This window comes from Isosphaeraceae bacterium EP7 (genome assembly GCA_038400315.1).
Classification (GTDB): domain Bacteria; phylum Planctomycetota; class Planctomycetia; order Isosphaerales; family Isosphaeraceae; genus EP7.
Genome location: CP151667.1, coordinates 4,867,021 through 4,882,133, shown reverse-complemented (window position 1 = coordinate 4,882,133; position 15,113 = coordinate 4,867,021). Strand labels below are relative to the sequence as shown.

Here is a 15,113-nt window from a genome sequence, read left to right as displayed (position 1 = left end):
ACGTCAGGCCTCGAAGGTGTCTTGGTCGAGAATCTCGGCCCTGGGGTGGGCGGCGACGGCGTCGGTCACGCGGGCCAGGGTCTCGCGTGCCTCGCGGCGGGTGGCGGCGACCACCACGACTCCGATGACGGACTCTTGGGGGTGGTCGAGGCGGTCCACCTCGGCGACCGAGACGTTGAAGGATTGATGGAGCCGATCCAGGATGGCCCGGATCCGCTTCCGCTTCTCGCGGGCGCTGCGGCAGTCGGTCGCGAGCAGGACGAGTCGCAACGTGATGACGTTCATGGCGACCCATCCGCGGGCGCGTGGACGGGGCCGGGCCCCCCGTCGAAGGGTAAGCCCGGCCCGCACGCGATTCTCAGAGGGTCCTGCGGATGACGTCGATCCGGTAGGCCTCGATGACGTCGTCGACCTTCAGGTCTTCGAAGTTCGTCACCTTGATGCCGCACTCGAAGCCCTCGCGGACCTCCTTGGCATCGTCCTTGAACCGCTTCAGGGCCTCGACGCCCCCCTTGTAGATCTCGCGACCCTCGCGGATGATCCGCGCCTTGGAGGAGCGTTCGATCGTCCCCTGGGTGACGAAGCAGCCGGCGACCATGCCGACCTTGGAGATCCGGTAGGTCATCCGGACCACGGCGCGGCCGAGGTGGACTTCCTTGATCTCGGGCACGAGCATGCCCTCGATCGCCTTCTTGATCTCGTCGGTCACCTGGTAGATGATATCATATCGGCGGATATCGATCTTCTTCTCGGCGGCCTCCGACATCGCCTTGTCTTCCGGGGCGACCCGGAAGCCGATGACGATCGCCTGGGACGCGTCGGCCAGGAGGATGTCGCTCTCGCTGATCCCGCCGACACCCTTGAGCAGGATGCGGATGGGGACCTCGTCGTTGTGCAGCTTCTCGAGTTCCTTGATAAGGGCCTCGAGTGAGCCCTGAACGTCAGCCTTGAGGATCAAGTTGAGGCTCTTGATCTTCTGCTCGGCCATCTTGCTGTAGAGGTTCTCCAGCGTGATGGCCTGCCGCTCGCCCAGGCTGACGCCTCGGGTCCGCGTGCGCCGGGCCACGGCGATCTCGCGGGCACGGGTGATGTCGCTGACGACGGCGAATTTCTCGCCGGCGGTCGGAACCTCGTCGAGCCCTGAGACCTCGACCGGAGTCGAGGGGCCCGCCTCTTCGAGCGACTTGCCCTTGTCATCGAAGATCGCCCGGACGCGGCCGTAGCCGTCGCCGCAGACGATCACGTCGCCAACCTTGAGGGTGCCGTCCTGGACCAGCAGGGTCGCCACGACGCCGCGACCTTCGGAGATCGACGACTCGAGGCAGGTACCGGTCGCCGGCCGATTCGGGTCGGACTTGAACTCCCGAAGCTCGGCCATGATCGAGATCATTTCGAGCAGTTCGGGAATCCCCTGACCGGTGAGGGCCGAGGTCTTCACGATCGGGGTGTCGCCGCCGTATTCCTCGGGGACGAGATCTTGCTGCGAAAGCTCGCCGTAGATCTTGTTGAGGTTGACGTTAGGCAGGTCGATCTTGTTGAGCGCCACGATGATCGGGACGCCGGCGGCCTTCGCGTGGGCGATGGCTTCCTGGGTTTGCGGCATGACGCCGTCATCGGCCGCGACGACCAAGACGACGATGTCGGTGACATTGGCACCGCGGGCACGCATGGCGGTGAACGCCTCGTGACCGGGGGTGTCCACGAAGGTCGTCGATTTGCCGTCCTGCACGACCGTGTAAGCGCCGATGTGCTGCGTGATGCCGCCGCTCTCGGAGTCAACGACGTTGGCCTTGCGGATCTTGTCGAGCAAGGACGTCTTGCCGTGGTCAACGTGGCCGAGGATGGTCACGATCGGCGGCCTGGGCTCGAGGGTCTCGCTGCCCGCCTCGGTCGGTTCCATGGACTCGAGCATGTCGTCTTCCGCGGTGCGCGGGTGGACGACGGTCAGCTCGACGCCGAACTCCATGGCGAGCATCACCGCCGACTCTTCGTCGAGGGTGGCGTTGATCTGCACGAGCATGTTCATCGACGTCATCATGCGCTTGATGAGGTCGTTGGCCTTAACGCCCATGACTTCCGACAGGTTGCGGACGCTCAAGGGGGGGGCGATCTCGGCGGTCGACCTGCGGGTCGGCGCCATCATCCCGCGCTGGTTGCCCTTGCCGCGGCCCCTGCCGCCGGATCGGCCGCGCCTCGCCTCTTCCTCGGACTCGCTGAGCAGGGCCGAGGCCGGCTGGGGCGAGAAGCTCTTGCGTTCGTTGGCGCGTTCGTTGCGCTTGGTCCGCCTGGCGTTGCGGTCGGCGGCGGTGCCAAGCCTGCTGCCGGGCAACCCCTTGCCCTTGCGATCTTCATCTTCCTCGGCTGTCGGCGCCACGGGGGCGGCGGGAAGGCCGGGGGCGGCCGGCGGCCTGCGGAGGCCGATCGGCGGGGCGCCGGCGAAGCCGGGTCCGCGGCCGGCCGGCATCGCCGGCATGCCGGGACGATTCATCCCGGGCTGGCCTGGACGTGAGGTGCCGGGGGCGCCCGGTCGGCCGGGCGGGGCGACCATCGAGCCGAGCTGGCCCGACTCGCGCATGGCCCGGAGCTGGTCCGGGGTGAACTTCATGTCGGGCCGTTGGGCCCCACGAAGCTCGGTCGGCGGGCGGTCGCCGCCACCCTGAGGGGCGCCCGGGGGGCGCCTCATCTGCGGGCCGGAGGTAGGGCCGGCCACCGGGGGGAGCGGGCGCCGGGGCATGGTCGTGCCCGAAGCGCCGTAGCGAGGGCCGTCTCCGGAGCCGGTCTGACCTTCGAGCGGCCGACGTGGCGACTGCTGCAGCGGGGGCCTGGCACCGGGCTGGACCCGGGTCCCCGCGGAGGTCATGTAGTCGGACTGACGGAGCGGGGGCGGCGAGGTCGGATTCGGCCGGGGCTCACTGGAGCCCAGCCCTGGGGGCCGGATCGGCGCGAGGTTCGACGGCTGACCCGGACGGGGCTGGGGCTGGCCGGAGTGTGCGCCGCCCGCGCCCGAGCCGCCGGTGCGGTGCAGGGGGCCAGGGGTGCCGGTGCGAGCCCCGCCGAGGGGCGGTGCGACCCTGGGCGTGCCGGTCATTCCCGGATTCGCCGGGGCTTCGGCGCCGGACCTCGGCTCCGCGGCGGGCCTCGAGAGGGGCTGACCCGGCCTGGCCTGTCCCGGCGCCGATGCAGGGGCGGCGGGGGTGGTCGCGGACATCGGGGGCCTGGCCATGCCCGCCGGAGGCGAGGCGAGGGCCGGGCCCGCGGGAGCGGCCGGACGCGACACCGGAGGTGCGGGGGCAGGGACCTGAGTGGGAGCGGGAGCCGTCGCGGCGGTGGGCGTCGCGACAGGCTTGGTGGCGGGGGCGACCGGCGCCGGAACTGGGGTGGGCGGGGCGGCGGCGGTCAGCGGCTCGGCGGGGGCGACCTTCGCGGCGGTCGGCGGCACTGGAGGCGCGACTTTCGCGGCGGCCGGCTGCTCAGGGGTTGCGACCTTTGCGTCGGCCATAGGCCGTTGCTCCACGGTAGCTGTCGGGCGAATAGCGGGAATCTCCGGGGGAGAAGTGCGTGGAGTGGAAACCGACGCTGCCGGGGTCGCCGAAGCCGTCTCCGGACCGGACAAGTCCCGCGCCAGGGACTTGATCCGATCGACCATCTCGGGATCGAGGCTCGCTAACGGGCTCGACTTGACGCCGAGGCCCCACTTCTGGATTCGGTCGATCAGATCCTGGCTCTTGAGGCCCAGTTCTTTCGCCAGCTCGTGGACACGCGTGGACAACGGCAACTCCTCCTGGCTACGCCGGCGGCCTCCGGGCCGCGGGCCTGATCGGTATTGTGGACTGGACCGACCAGGCCTGCCAAGCCCGAATGCCTCTCCTGAGGCCCGTGCTTGGCGGGCGACTCAGGGGGAGCGAAGGGTCTGGCCGGCCTGGCCGGCACACGAGTTCTGGCCCGTACGGGGCCTCATGGTCGGGGCATACGCTTCGGGTCCTGCTGCGAGGGAGACGATCCGGTCGAGCCGGTCTCGTCATCGGGCAATGGGACGTCTTCACCGTCGGGGCTGGAGTCGGGCAGGTACTCGTCGTCCGACGAGCCCGACGCGACTGCGGCGATCATGATACGGCCCGACTCGCCCTGGTCGGACTCGCCGGGGGGAGAGGTCACTTCCCCGTCATTGTCGAGGTGCTCGGTCGCGAGGGCCAGGTCCCGCGGCATGTCGCCATCGGCCTGATCTCCTTCGAGGTCGGCACCCACGTCCTCGTCCGAGTCCTCGTCGATGGACGCGGACTCGTCACGATCGGTGGCTTCAAGGCTGGATTCGGCCTCGTCTCGATTCTCGTCGTCCGAGTCGGGCTCGGATGGCGCTGGGTTGGAACCATCGCCGAGGAGGTCGGCGATCGAAGGGGCGGGGCTATCCGCGGGAGGAGCCTCATTCCGGACGTTCGACGAGGTGCGTGCACCCTTGCGTCGAGGCATGTCCTCGGTCGATTCCTCGGCCATGATCTCCGCCTTGGCGACGATCTCCACGGCCATTTCTTCGTCCAGGCCCTCGATTGTGTTCACCAGGTCGTCGATTTCCATGACCGACAGATCATCATAGCTGAGGATCCCCTGTTCCACAAACCGCTCGGCAAGCTCGGTCGAGACCCCCTCGATTTTCGTGAAGGCGGCGACCGACTTCTCGATCAGCTCGTCCAGCTCGTCGCTGGTCATGATCTCGATGTCCCAGCCCGAGAGCTTGGACGCAAGCCGGACATTCTGGCCGCGTCGGCCGATCGCCAGCGAGAGCTGGTCCTCGCGGACCAGGACGATGGCACGGCCGAGGAGCTGGCAGAGCATGACCTCTTCGATCTCGGCCGGCTGCAAGGCGTTGGGGATCAGGACCTGGAGCGACTCGTTCCAGCGGACAATGTCGATCCGCTCGCCGCCCAGCTCATCCACAATATTCTTGATGCGGGTGCCGCGGACGCCGACGCATGCTCCGACGGCGTCCACCTTCACGTCGATCGACGAGACGGCGACCTTCGACCGATATCCGGCCTCGCGGGCCAGGGCCCGGATCGAGATGATCTGGTCGGCGATCTCGGGGATCTCCAGCTCGAAGAGCCGGCGGACGAAGTCGGGGTGGGTCCGGCTGAGGATGATCTTGACCCGCTGGCCGACCTTGCGGACGTCGAGGATGACCGCCCGGACACGCTCGCCGGGGTGGTGGCTCTCGCCGGGGATCTGCTCGCTGCGTGGGAGCAAGGCGTCGGTCTTGCCGAGGTTGACGGTGACCGCGCCCCCCTCGAACCGCTGGACGGTGCCGGTGACGAGGTCGCCGCGCTGCTCCTCGAATTCGTCGAAGAGACTGTCGCGTTCGGCCTCGCGAATCTTCTGGATGATGACCTGCTTGGCCGTCTGCGCCGCGATCCGGCCGAGCTCGCCGGGGTCCATCTTCGTGCCGTCTTTGGTGAAGACGACGACGCCGGATTCGGGGTCGATCGTGATCTGGATGTCTTCGGCGTCGGGATAGTGCTTCTTCGCCGCCGTGACCATCGCGGACGTGATCCCGTCGAACAAGACCTCCTTGGGGATGTTCTTGTCGCGATGGATGCTATCGACGATCCGGACCAGGTCGACGCTCATTGAGATGCTCCGAGGCGTGGCGTAGCGAGATGGCCGAACCGGTGGGCCGCATTCTGGGCAGCCGAGACCGGGCCGAGGCCCCATCAGGCGGCGGCCGCGACGATTCGCCGCGGCGGCTGACGCCACGCGCAAAGCCTGCCGCGACCCGGCGTTCGCCCCGGCCTGACGGCAAGGCCCAACTCCGATAGACGGGCTCGTCTGTCGACGAACACGTCACGGAAATGCACGAGCCGATCCGGAGACATTGCCCCGTGTAGTCCCGTGACCACCCTCGACCCGCACTTCCCCGCCATCAAACGTAGCAAGCGGTTGACATCGCTGTCAAGTCGCCGAACAATCGTTTCGGTGCCAACGCACGCGGCCCAATCGACGGCCCGGGAAGTCTTTAAGGATGAGCGAGCGGCGACCGCACACCGACGAGCCCACAGTGACCGGCCCCGCCGGCGGCCCGACCCTCCGCGACCTGCTGGAAGCGGCCGGTTGCCGCTGCACCAGGCAACGCGTGGCCGTCTACGACTACCTTGTCCGAGCCTCCCACCATCCGTCGGCCGAGGACGTCTATCGTGGCGTCCTGCCGGGCCTGCCCAAGATCAGCCTGGCCACCGTCTATAAAGCACTTGAAGCTCTTGTCTCTTCAGGACTTGCGGCGAAGCTGACCCACGAAGACGGGTCGGCGCGGTATGACGCTAGGGGCGAGCCGCATTATCACCTGCGTTGCCTCCGTTCGGGCACGGTCGAAGATCTCGCCACCCCGTTCGACCCCGACCTGATCGCCAAGCTCGACCCTGCGTTGCCCGCCAAGCTGGAAGGCCGGGGGTTCCACGTGACCGGGTACAGGCTCGAACTGGTTGGCTACTACCAGGATGACCAGCCTGGGGCTTCCGACGAGTGACTGGCAGCCAACGACCGATGCTGGTCGACACCCACGCCCACCTGGCCGATGGCCCGCTCCTAGCCGACGTCGGAAGTGTGTCCGATCGCGCACGCGCCGCGGGCGTTGGGCGTATCGTCGTGGTCGGGACCACGGCCGCCGATAGCCGGGTCGCCCTGGATCTCGTCGGCCGATTTTCGTTCCTTCATCCGACCGTCGGGATCCACCCCAACCATGCGGCGGAGGCCGCCGAGGGGGACTGGGAGCAGGTCATAGATCTCGCTTCAGACCCCGCCGTGGTCGCGATCGGCGAGACGGGCCTCGATCGACACTGGGATTTCACCCCGTTCGAGTTACAGCAAGATTACTTCGGCAGGCACCTCGACCTGGCACACCGCCTGAACCTGCCGGTCGTCATCCACTGCCGCGAGTCGGCCGATGACATCCTGGCGCAACTCGAAACACTCGGGCGGCCCATCAAGGGGGTCTTGCACTCGTTCACCGGCGACGTTGCGTTGGCCGGGCGATTCCTCGACCTCGGCCTGCACCTCTCCTTCGCCGGCATGCTGACGTTCGCCAACAAGACGCTCGACCCGCTGCGAGAGGCCGCCGCAATGGCCCCGCTCGATCGGATCCTGGTCGAGACCGATAGTCCTTATCTCAGCCCTGCACCCTTTCGCGGCAAGCCTAACGAGCCCGCCCGCGTTGCGCTTGTCGCCGCCAGGCTCGCCGAGCTACGCGGCTTGATGATCGAGGAACTTGCCAAGGCGACAACCCGGAACGCCATGGCGCTCTTCAAGTTACCGCCCCTGGCCTGAAGCTTCGGGGTTACCGCCCCTGGCCTGAAGCTTCGGGCTTGCTTACTTGCCGCTGGGCGGGTCGATCACGACGGCCGCGGCCATGTCGTTGCCGAAGTTATTGTGATCCTTCAAGGTCCAGACGACCGCCTTGTCGCGGGTCACCTCGATGAGCTGCGGATTCTCGGGGCCAGCGTGGGTGTTGCCGAAGAGGATGTTGCCGTTAGGCAGCTCCACCAGCGACGTGACCCATCCGAGCTTGATGCCCGGAAGCTCGTTTTGCTCGATGCTCCAGACGACCTTGCCCGAGGGGTTGACCTCGATGACCCGGTTACCATTGCCGGCGGCGATCAGGGTGTTGCCGGATTTGAGTCGGATGGCGCCGAAGACTTCGGTGCCGTGGCCGTCGTGACCAGGGCTGGCGGGCCGGCCGGCGAGGTCGAGCTTGTAGGTCCAGACGATTTCGCCGTCGGGGGTATATTCGTTGACGGCACCGTCCAACTCCTGACAGACCAGGTAGTTGCTGCTCTTCAGCTTGGTCACCATCCGCGTGTCGCGGTGGGTGTCGGGCTTCTCAACCTTGAGGTTGGTTGAGTGCACGATCGTTCCGGTGCGGTCGACCTCGATGATCCGCTTGTTGCCCGTCTCGGCGATCATCGTCAGGCCGTCGGCAAGGCGGCGGACGGTGTGGATCTCGATCTTGCCGGTGTACCCTTCGCGCGGGTGCGACTCGTAGGCCCAGACGACCTCCTTCGTCTTGGGATCGATCTCGAAAACCTTGGTGACGTTGTGGGTCAGGATGTGGCCGTTGGGAAGGAGCTGGAGCGAGTGGACCGAGGCGGGGAAGGGCATCTCCCACTCGACCGCCCCGTCCTGGTTCACAATCGCCAGGCGGCCCCGATCGGCCCCCAGCACCTTGCGGCCCGTGGGCGTCTGGGCCCGGGCCTCGGCGGCGAGGCCCGCCACGCATGCGGTCAGTAGGGCGAACGAGATCAAGTTGCGACGGTTCATGGGAGAGGGCTCGCGGGGCGGTTTGGGAACGGGCAGGTCGCTCAGGCGATGATCTGGTGGATCGGCTCGGCGCCTTCCACTCCGACCAGCTTCTGGTCGAGTCCGTTGTAGAAGTAGGAGAGTCGTTCGGGATTCAGGCCGAGCTGATGCAGGATCGTGGCGTGCAGGTTCTTGACGTGCATCCGGTCGGTGGTCGCCGCGCCGCCGATCTCGTCGGTCTCGCCCACGCAGATGCCCCCTTTGATCCCGCCGCCGGCCATCCACATCGTGAAGCCGTAGGCGTTGTGGTCGCGGCCGGTGCCGTTGGCATACTCGGCGGTCGGCTGGCGGCCAAACTCGCCCCCCCAGACGACCAGGGTCTCGTCGAGCAGGCCGGTGCGTTTGAGGTCCTTCAAGAGCCCCGCGATTGGCTTGTCGGTGCGGCCCGCGTGGTAGTTGTGGTTGCGCTCCAGGTCGCCATGGGCGTCCCAGTTGTCGTCGTTGTGGGCACCGCCGGCGTAGAGCTGGACGAACCGGACGCCACGCTCGACCATGCGCCTGGCCATCAGGCAGCGTCGGCCGAACTCCTGGGTCTTGGGCTCGTCCATGCCGTAAAGGGCCTTGGTCGATGCGTCTTCGGTCGAGAGGTCGACCGCCTCGGGGGCGTGACGCTGCATCGAGTAGGCCATCTCGTAGCTGGCCACTCGCGCCGAGAGGTTGCTGTTGTCGGCCCTCGTCGCCAGGTGCTCGCGGTTGTAGGCGTTCAGGTGGTCGAGCAGCCGCCTCTGATCGGCCTCGGCGAGTCCCTCGGCGCGCTTCAGGTCGAGAACCGGCTGTCCGGCCGAACGCAGCAGGGTAGCCTGGTAGGAAGCGGGCATGTAGCCGCTCGACCAGTTCTTGGAACCGCTGATTGGGCCGCCTGTGGGGTCGAGCATCACCACGAACCCAGGCAGGTTCTCGTTCTCGCTTCCCAGGCCGTAGTTCACCCACGAGCCCAGGCAGGGGCTACCCGAGAGGATCTTGCCGGTGTTCATCTGGAGCATGGCCGAACCGTGAATCGGCGAGTCGGCGGTCATCGAGTGGAGGAACGCCAGGTCGTCCACGCAGGTGGCCAGGTTCGGGAACAGGTCGCTGACCCATTTGCCGCTCTGCCCATACTGCTTGAACTTCCACTTGGGGCCGACGACCCGCCCCTCGTTCTTCTTACCGCCTCGGCCGAACGTCTTGATCGGAATCGTCTTGCCATCCAGCGCGAACAGCTTGGGCTTGTAGTCGAACGTGTCGAGTTGGCTGGGGCCGCCGTACATGAACAGGAAGATGACGCTCTTGGCCTTGGGGGCGAAGTGCGGCGGCCTTGGTGCCATCGGGTTGATGGACTTGACCGCCGCCTCGGCCGCTCCAGCCTTCGAGGCGAAGAACGCATCCCGCGTCATCAGGTCGATCAGGCCGAGGCCCGTGAACCCTGCGCCCGCTTCCCAGAGGAATTCGCGCCTGGTCTGCCCGCAGAAGGTGCCGGCGGGCTTGTCGCTGTCGGGAATCTGGCTCGCCATGGGACGTCTCCTCGACTCGGATTCGTGCGGGTCGTTCAGTCCAGGTAGACGAATTCGTTGAGATTCAGCGCGACCAGGCAGAACGCCTTCAAGGCACCCCGGTCGTCCGTGTGAGTGGCCGCCTTCCAGTCGCCCATCAGCGTCAGGCCACGCTCGACTTCGGCGTCGGTTGGCTTGCGGCTCATCAGCAATTCCAGGCCGAGGACGACCTGATTCCTGGGCTCGACGCCCGCCTCGCGGCGGAGGCGGTCTGCCAGCAGCTCGGCCTGTTTGTTGACGAATGAGCCGTTGAGCATGGCCAGGGCCTGCGTCGGCTGGGTGGTGCTGAACCGGACGGGCGACGATCGGTCGCTCTCGGCGACGTCGAAGCTCTCCAGGATTGGCATGATCAGGGACCGCTTGACGTGCACGTAGATGCTACGCCTCGCCTGCTCCTCGGGGCTCGACTTGCCCCAGCCCAGCCCCGGCACCGACTGGCCGGCCAGCACCTCGGCGGGAATTTCTGGAAAGACTCCGGGTCCGAACATCCTCGTGTTCAGGTTGCCGCAGGCCGCCAGGATCGAGTCGCGGATCTCCTCGGCGGACAGCCTGCGCGGCTCGAACCGCCAGAAGGTGTCATTCGTCGGATCGGCCTTCAAACCATCCTCGCGGCCCCTCGACGACATCCGGTAGGCGTTGCTGAGCATCATCTGACGATGCAGCGGCTTCAGCTTCCAACCCCCCTGGATCAAGGAATTCGCCAGCCAGTCGAGCAGCTCGGGGTGGGTCGGTCGGTCACCCTGGGTGCCGAAGTTGTTCGACGACCGGACGATGCCCCGATTGAAGTGATGCTGCCAGAGCCGGTTGGCCATCACGCGGGCGGTCAAGGGGTTGGTCGGCGAGGTAATCCAGTCGGCCAGGACCGTGCGACGGCCCGTCGTCTTCGACCCGGCGGAGGTCGTCGGCGCCGGGATTTCCGGAGAGCCGAGAACCTGGAGGAAGCTGGGCTGAACCTTGTCGCCGGGGACGTGAGGATTGCCCCGCAGCAGGATGAACGTGTCTTTGATCGGCCCTTGCTCTTCGGTGACGCAGAGGGCCGTCTCCTTGGGGATCGGCCGCTCGTTGAGCTTCTTGAGCTCGTTGACAAGATAGCCGTGGCGGCCCTTCTCGTCCGAACTCAGCAGCTTGAGCGAGTCATCCTTGATGAGTGCTGCGATGTCGACCTTGGGGCGCCCAGTTGAGAGGCTCCTCCGTGGGAGATTCGGCCCCGACCAGGCGACGTTCAGGCCCAGCTTCTCCTCGCGCTGGAAGTATTCGAGCCGGATCGGGACCCGGCCACGCTTCAGCTCGACGGAGCCAGCCTGTTCCTTGCCCAGCTCATGGACGCCGTCATGAGCGATGACCGGCTTGCCGTCGATCAGCAGTCGTGAGCCGTCGTCGGAGTCGAGGTAGAGGGTATAAGTCCCGTCCTCGGGGACGATCAGGGCCCCTTCGATGACCATGCCGAAGGCGATGTCGCGGCTTTTCTTGGCCAGCGTGAAGAAAGTCTCGCCGAGAACCCCCTTCGTCTCCGGCTTCAGGGCGTCGAAGTCGGGGAGGCGGTCCCAGGTATCGCGATAGAACTTGAACTTGAGGTCGGCAAGGTCGACCGCGTTGGTCACGCTGCCCGGGTCGATCCCCAGATGCTTCGCCAGCGCGATCCGCTCCAGGTCGCCAATCGCCGTTCGGATCCGCTCTTTCTCGTGTTCGAGGGCGGCCACCTTCGCCAGATAATCGTCGCGGCTGCTCTGGTTCTCGAAGAGCTGGACCTCGTCGGTGGGTCCGCCGTTGCGATAGTGGTTGATCTGGTTGAAGAAGGCGACGAAGCCGTAATAGTCCTTCTGGGGGATCGGATCGATCTTGTGGTCGTGGCAACGGGCGCAGTCGACGGTCATTCCCAGGAAGACCTGACCGGTGGTCGCCACGATGTCGTCGAGGCTATCAAACCGAGCCTGCTCCCGGTCGGTCGGTTCGTCGTCCCAGATCCCCAGCCGGTAGTAGCCGGTCGCGATCTGCCCGTCGGGGCCGCCGTCGGCAAGCTCGTCGCCGGCGAGCTGTTCGCGGACAAATCGGTCGTAAGGCTTGTCGTCGTTGAACGATCGGATTACATAGTCGCGGTATCGCCAGGCCGACGGCTTGGCCGCGTCGCGTTCGTAGCTATTCGTCTCGGCATATCGAACGAGGTCGAGCCAGTGCCGGCCCCACTTCTCGCCGTAGTGGTTCGAGGCGAGCAGGCGGTCGACCACTCGCTCGAAGGCCTCGGGCGAGTCGTCGGCGAGGAAGGCTGCGACCTCTGCCGGGGTCGGGGGGAGCCCCGTCAGGTCGTAGGTCGCGCGTCGGAGGAATTCTTGCTTGCTGGCTGGCGGGTTAGGCGTGAGGCCCTTGGTGTCGAGCTTCGATAGGATGAATCGGTCGATCGGGCTCGAGGCCCAGGTGGCGTCGGCCGGGGTCGGCACGGCGTCAGCCTTGATCGGGCGGAATGCCCAGTGCTCGCGGTCGGCCTGGGTGATGGGGTCGCCGGGCCTGCGCAGACCGCCTGCGACCGGGGGTGCCGAGCCTGCCGCGACGCCGCCTCCCGGCCAGTGGGCACCGGTCTCGACCCAGGTGGTCAGGGCCTCGATCTCCTCGGGGGCGAGCTTCTTCGCCGGAGGCATCTTGTAGGCGTCGTCTTCGTAGCCGATCGCCGCGATGAGCAGACTCTCGCCCGGTTTGCCGGGGACCACCGCGGGCCCCGAGTCGCCGCCGCTGAGCATCGAGGCCAGACCGTCGACGCGCAGGCCCGACTTCTGTTTGTCGGGGCCGTGGCACTTCAGGCACTGCGAGACCAGGATGGGCCGGACCTTCTCCTCGAAGAACCGGGCCTGTTCGGCGGTCGGCTCCGCAGCCGATGCGAACGACCAGGCCGCTCCGATCAGGCCGACCAGGGTCATGCGAGCGAGACGTCGAATCATGAGGAAGCCCCTGAGGCATGGAGCGTGAGCATCGATCGGCGACGGCGGGACGTTTCGCGGAGCGTGGCGTGCTCCGCGGGCGGGTGGGGCAAGCGGACGCGACGAAGTCTTCGTCCTACTCGAATCTTACAAGGGTTTCAGGCCCAATCCCAGCCGTTTTGCCCGCGACGCCGGAATTCGTACGTCCAGGCTCTCACGTCCCTTGACCGCCTGGTAGAATGAACGATCACACACGACAAATTTGAGGTTACGCCCGACCCATGACCGCAGCCGCCCGCAGCAAGCCCTATCGTGTCGGCCTCATCCAGATGCGCTGCTCGGCCGATCCCGACTCCAATGTCCGTCGGGCCATCGAGCTGATGGGGCAGGCGGCCGACGAAGGTGCGTCCTTGATCTGCCTGCCGGAACTGTTTCGTTCCGAATATTTCTGCCAGACCCACGACGCCAAATACTTCGATCTGGCCGAGCCGATCCCGGGCCCGACGACCGAGGCCCTGGAAGCCTTCGCCAGGACGCGGGGCGTCGTCGTGATTGGCTCGTTGTTCGAGAAGCGGACCGGCGGAATCTACCACAATACGTCGGTGGTCATCGAGAAGGATGGGTCGCTGGTCGGTCGCTACCGCAAGATGCACATCCCCCACGACCCGCTCTATTTCGAGAAGTATTACTTCACCCCCGGCGACCTCGGCTTCAAGTCATTCGACACGTCGGTTGCCAACGTCGGGACGCTCGTCTGCTGGGATCAGTGGTACCCCGAGGCCGCCCGCCTGACCGCCATGCAGGGGGCTGAGATCCTGGTTTACCCGACCGCGATCGGTTGGCATCCCGGCGAGAAGGCCGAGTTCGGCGTCGCCCAGGCCGACGCCTGGGAGACGATGCAGCGGGCCCACGCGATCAGCAACGGCGTCTTTGTCGCGGCCATCAACCGGGTGGGTCATGAAGGAGCCGCCGACGGCGGGATCGAATTCTGGGGGGGCTCATTCCTGGCCGACCCCTTCGGCCGCATCCTGGCCAGGGCCGGGCGCGAGGCCGAGGAAGTGGTCGTCGCCGAGGTCGACCCCGCCATGATCGAGGACACGCGCCGCAACTGGCCCTTCTTCCGCGACCGCCGCGTCGACGCCTACGGCGCCATCGCTCAACGCTGGGGAGTCTGACCCATGACCGATCCGATCGAACCCATCCCCGGCCAACGCATGCCCGCCGAGTGGGAGCCGCACGAGACCACCTGGATCGCCTGGCCCCACAACCGGGAAGACTGGCCGGGCAAGTTCGGCCCCATCCCCTGGGTCTTCGTCGAGGTCGTCCACCTGCTCACCCAGAACGAACGGGTGGCCATCCTCGTCTTGGGGGGCAAGCAGCGTCGGGACGCCACCGAGCGACTTGAGCGCGCTGGGGTCGACCTCGGCCGCGTCGATTTCCACAAGGTGAAGACCGACCGGATCTGGACCCGCGATACCGCCCCGACGTTTGTAGTCGCTGAAAACGAAACGAACCCAATCCTGGTCGACTGGCAGTTCAACGGCTGGGCCAAGTACAGCAACCACAAGGCCGACGACCGCCTCCCGCGGAGGCTGGCCAAGAAACTCGGCTTTTCGCGTCAAGAGCCGACCGCGGAGTTCGAAGGGGCCCCGCGGCGAATCGTCCTCGAAGGGGGATCGATCGACGTCAATGGCGCCGGCACCGTGCTGACGACCGAGGAATGCCTGCTGGACGACGTCCAGGCCCGCAACCCTGGCCTCTCCAAGTCCAGCATCGAAGAGGTCTTGCATCGATATCTCGGCACCCGGCACGTCATCTGGCTGGGCAAGGGGATCGTGGGCGACGACACCCATGGACACGTCGACGACCTCGCCCGATTTGTCGGGCCGAGGCAGGTCGTCACGGTCGTCGAGAAGCGGGAGTCGGACGAGAACTTCGAGATTCTGGCCGACAATCGATGCCGGCTGGCCGAGGCCCGCGACCAGGACGGCGAACCGCTCGAGATCATCGAGCTACCGATGCCACGGCCCATCGAGTTCGAAGGCCAGCGTCTGCCGGCCAGCTACGCCAACTTCTACATCGCCAACGGCATGGTCCTGGTCCCGACCTTCAATGACCCGGCCGACCGACTTGCGCTGTCAACCCTGGAGCATTGCTTCCCCGGCCGAGAGGTCGTCGGCGTCCACGCCCTCGACCTCGTCTGGGGACTTGGTACGCTGCACTGCATGACCCAGCAGCAGCCTCGCGTGGGCACCGAAGAGGTTACCGACCGCGAGTCTCCCGAGGTCAACTAGCCGTTCCCCTGACCTGGTCGCGATGACCATGTCCACCGTCCGAG

The 15,113-nt window shown here is 66.7% G+C and carries 10 protein-coding genes and 1 pseudogene; 4 read left to right on the top strand and 7 right to left on the bottom strand.

The window, feature by feature from the left end; translation table 11 throughout:
- Positions 1-3: 3 nt before the first annotated feature.
- The 4 genes and pseudogenes from EP7_RS18885 to nusA all read right to left on the bottom strand — a co-directional run bounded on the left by EP7_RS18885 (position 4) and on the right by nusA (position 5,619).
- Positions 4-285: a DUF503 domain-containing protein gene (locus EP7_RS18885; RefSeq protein ID WP_463523517.1), complete on the bottom strand. Its 282-nt coding sequence runs from the start codon at positions 283-285 to the stop codon at positions 4-6.
- 73 nt (positions 286-358) lie between these two features.
- The gene (gene infB, locus EP7_RS18880; RefSeq protein ID WP_463528437.1) at positions 359-3,499 is read right to left on the bottom strand and encodes a translation initiation factor IF-2; all 3,141 of its coding nucleotides are present in this window, start codon (positions 3,497-3,499) and stop codon (positions 359-361) included.
- A 144-nt stretch (positions 3,500-3,643) separates the two neighbouring features.
- Positions 3,644-3,769 (bottom strand): annotated as a pseudogene (locus EP7_RS18875) (translation initiation factor IF-2 N-terminal domain-containing protein); the annotation flags it as partial.
- A 185-nt stretch (positions 3,770-3,954) separates the two neighbouring features.
- Positions 3,955-5,619 carry a transcription termination factor NusA gene (gene nusA / locus EP7_RS18870; RefSeq protein WP_463523515.1) on the bottom strand — a complete coding sequence of 555 codons (1,665 nt, stop codon included), beginning with the start codon at positions 5,617-5,619 and terminating at the stop codon, positions 3,955-3,957.
- A gap of 391 nt (positions 5,620-6,010) precedes the next feature.
- On the opposite strand from nusA, the gene EP7_RS18865 reads away from it, so the two are divergent.
- Both EP7_RS18865 and EP7_RS18860 read left to right on the top strand, forming a co-directional pair.
- Entirely contained in the window at positions 6,011-6,511 is a 501-nt protein-coding gene (locus EP7_RS18865; protein ID WP_463523513.1) for a Fur family transcriptional regulator, read from the top strand.
- Positions 6,508-7,308 (top strand): TatD family hydrolase, encoded by an 801-nt coding sequence (locus tag EP7_RS18860; protein ID WP_463523511.1) that lies wholly within the window; start codon positions 6,508-6,510, stop codon positions 7,306-7,308. Before EP7_RS18865 ends, EP7_RS18860 begins: the two co-directional genes overlap by 4 nt.
- A 42-nt stretch (positions 7,309-7,350) precedes the next feature.
- On the opposite strand, the gene EP7_RS18855 is transcribed toward EP7_RS18860, so the two are convergent.
- Genes EP7_RS18855 through EP7_RS18845 form a run of 3 tightly spaced genes read right to left on the bottom strand, consistent with a single transcriptional unit; the run spans position 7,351 to position 12,796 of the window.
- Positions 7,351-8,298: a beta-propeller domain-containing protein gene (locus EP7_RS18855; protein ID WP_463523509.1), complete on the bottom strand. Its 948-nt coding sequence runs from the start codon at positions 8,296-8,298 to the stop codon at positions 7,351-7,353.
- 41 nt (positions 8,299-8,339) lie between these two features.
- Positions 8,340-9,827 (bottom strand): DUF1501 domain-containing protein, encoded by a 1,488-nt coding sequence (locus tag EP7_RS18850; RefSeq protein WP_463523507.1) that lies wholly within the window; start codon positions 9,825-9,827, stop codon positions 8,340-8,342.
- A 35-nt stretch (positions 9,828-9,862) separates the two neighbouring features.
- Entirely contained in the window at positions 9,863-12,796 is a 2,934-nt protein-coding gene (locus tag EP7_RS18845) for a DUF1549 domain-containing protein (RefSeq protein WP_463523505.1), read from the bottom strand.
- A gap of 260 nt (positions 12,797-13,056) precedes the next feature.
- On the opposite strand from EP7_RS18845, the gene EP7_RS18840 reads away from it, so the two are divergent.
- Together EP7_RS18840 and EP7_RS18835 are read left to right on the top strand one after the other, a co-directional pair.
- Positions 13,057-13,950: a carbon-nitrogen hydrolase gene (locus EP7_RS18840; protein ID WP_463523503.1), complete on the top strand. Its 894-nt coding sequence runs from the start codon at positions 13,057-13,059 to the stop codon at positions 13,948-13,950.
- 3 nt (positions 13,951-13,953) lie between these two features.
- Positions 13,954-15,069, top strand: a complete 1,116-nt coding sequence (locus EP7_RS18835) for an agmatine deiminase family protein (protein ID WP_463523501.1) — start codon at positions 13,954-13,956, stop codon at positions 15,067-15,069.
- Positions 15,070-15,113 lie beyond the last annotated feature (44 nt).

Coding starts and splice junctions, on each gene's coding strand:
- EP7_RS18855 (WP_463523509.1), bottom strand. CDS start 8,298: ATGAACCGTCGCAACTTGATCTCGTTCGCCCTACTGACCGCATGCGTG.
- EP7_RS18845 (WP_463523505.1), bottom strand. CDS start 12,796: ATGATTCGACGTCTCGCTCGCATGACCCTGGTCGGCCTGATCGGAGCG.
- infB (WP_463528437.1), bottom strand. CDS start 3,499: ATGGCCGACGCAAAGGTCGCAACCCCTGAGCAGCCGGCCGCCGCGAAA.
- EP7_RS18840 (WP_463523503.1), top strand. CDS start 13,057: ATGACCGCAGCCGCCCGCAGCAAGCCCTATCGTGTCGGCCTCATCCAG.
- EP7_RS18885 (WP_463523517.1), bottom strand. CDS start 285: ATGAACGTCATCACGTTGCGACTCGTCCTGCTCGCGACCGACTGCCGC.
- EP7_RS18865 (WP_463523513.1), top strand. CDS start 6,011: ATGAGCGAGCGGCGACCGCACACCGACGAGCCCACAGTGACCGGCCCC.
- EP7_RS18850 (WP_463523507.1), bottom strand. CDS start 9,827: ATGGCGAGCCAGATTCCCGACAGCGACAAGCCCGCCGGCACCTTCTGC.
- EP7_RS18835 (WP_463523501.1), top strand. CDS start 13,954: ATGACCGATCCGATCGAACCCATCCCCGGCCAACGCATGCCCGCCGAG.
- nusA (WP_463523515.1), bottom strand. CDS start 5,619: ATGAGCGTCGACCTGGTCCGGATCGTCGATAGCATCCATCGCGACAAG.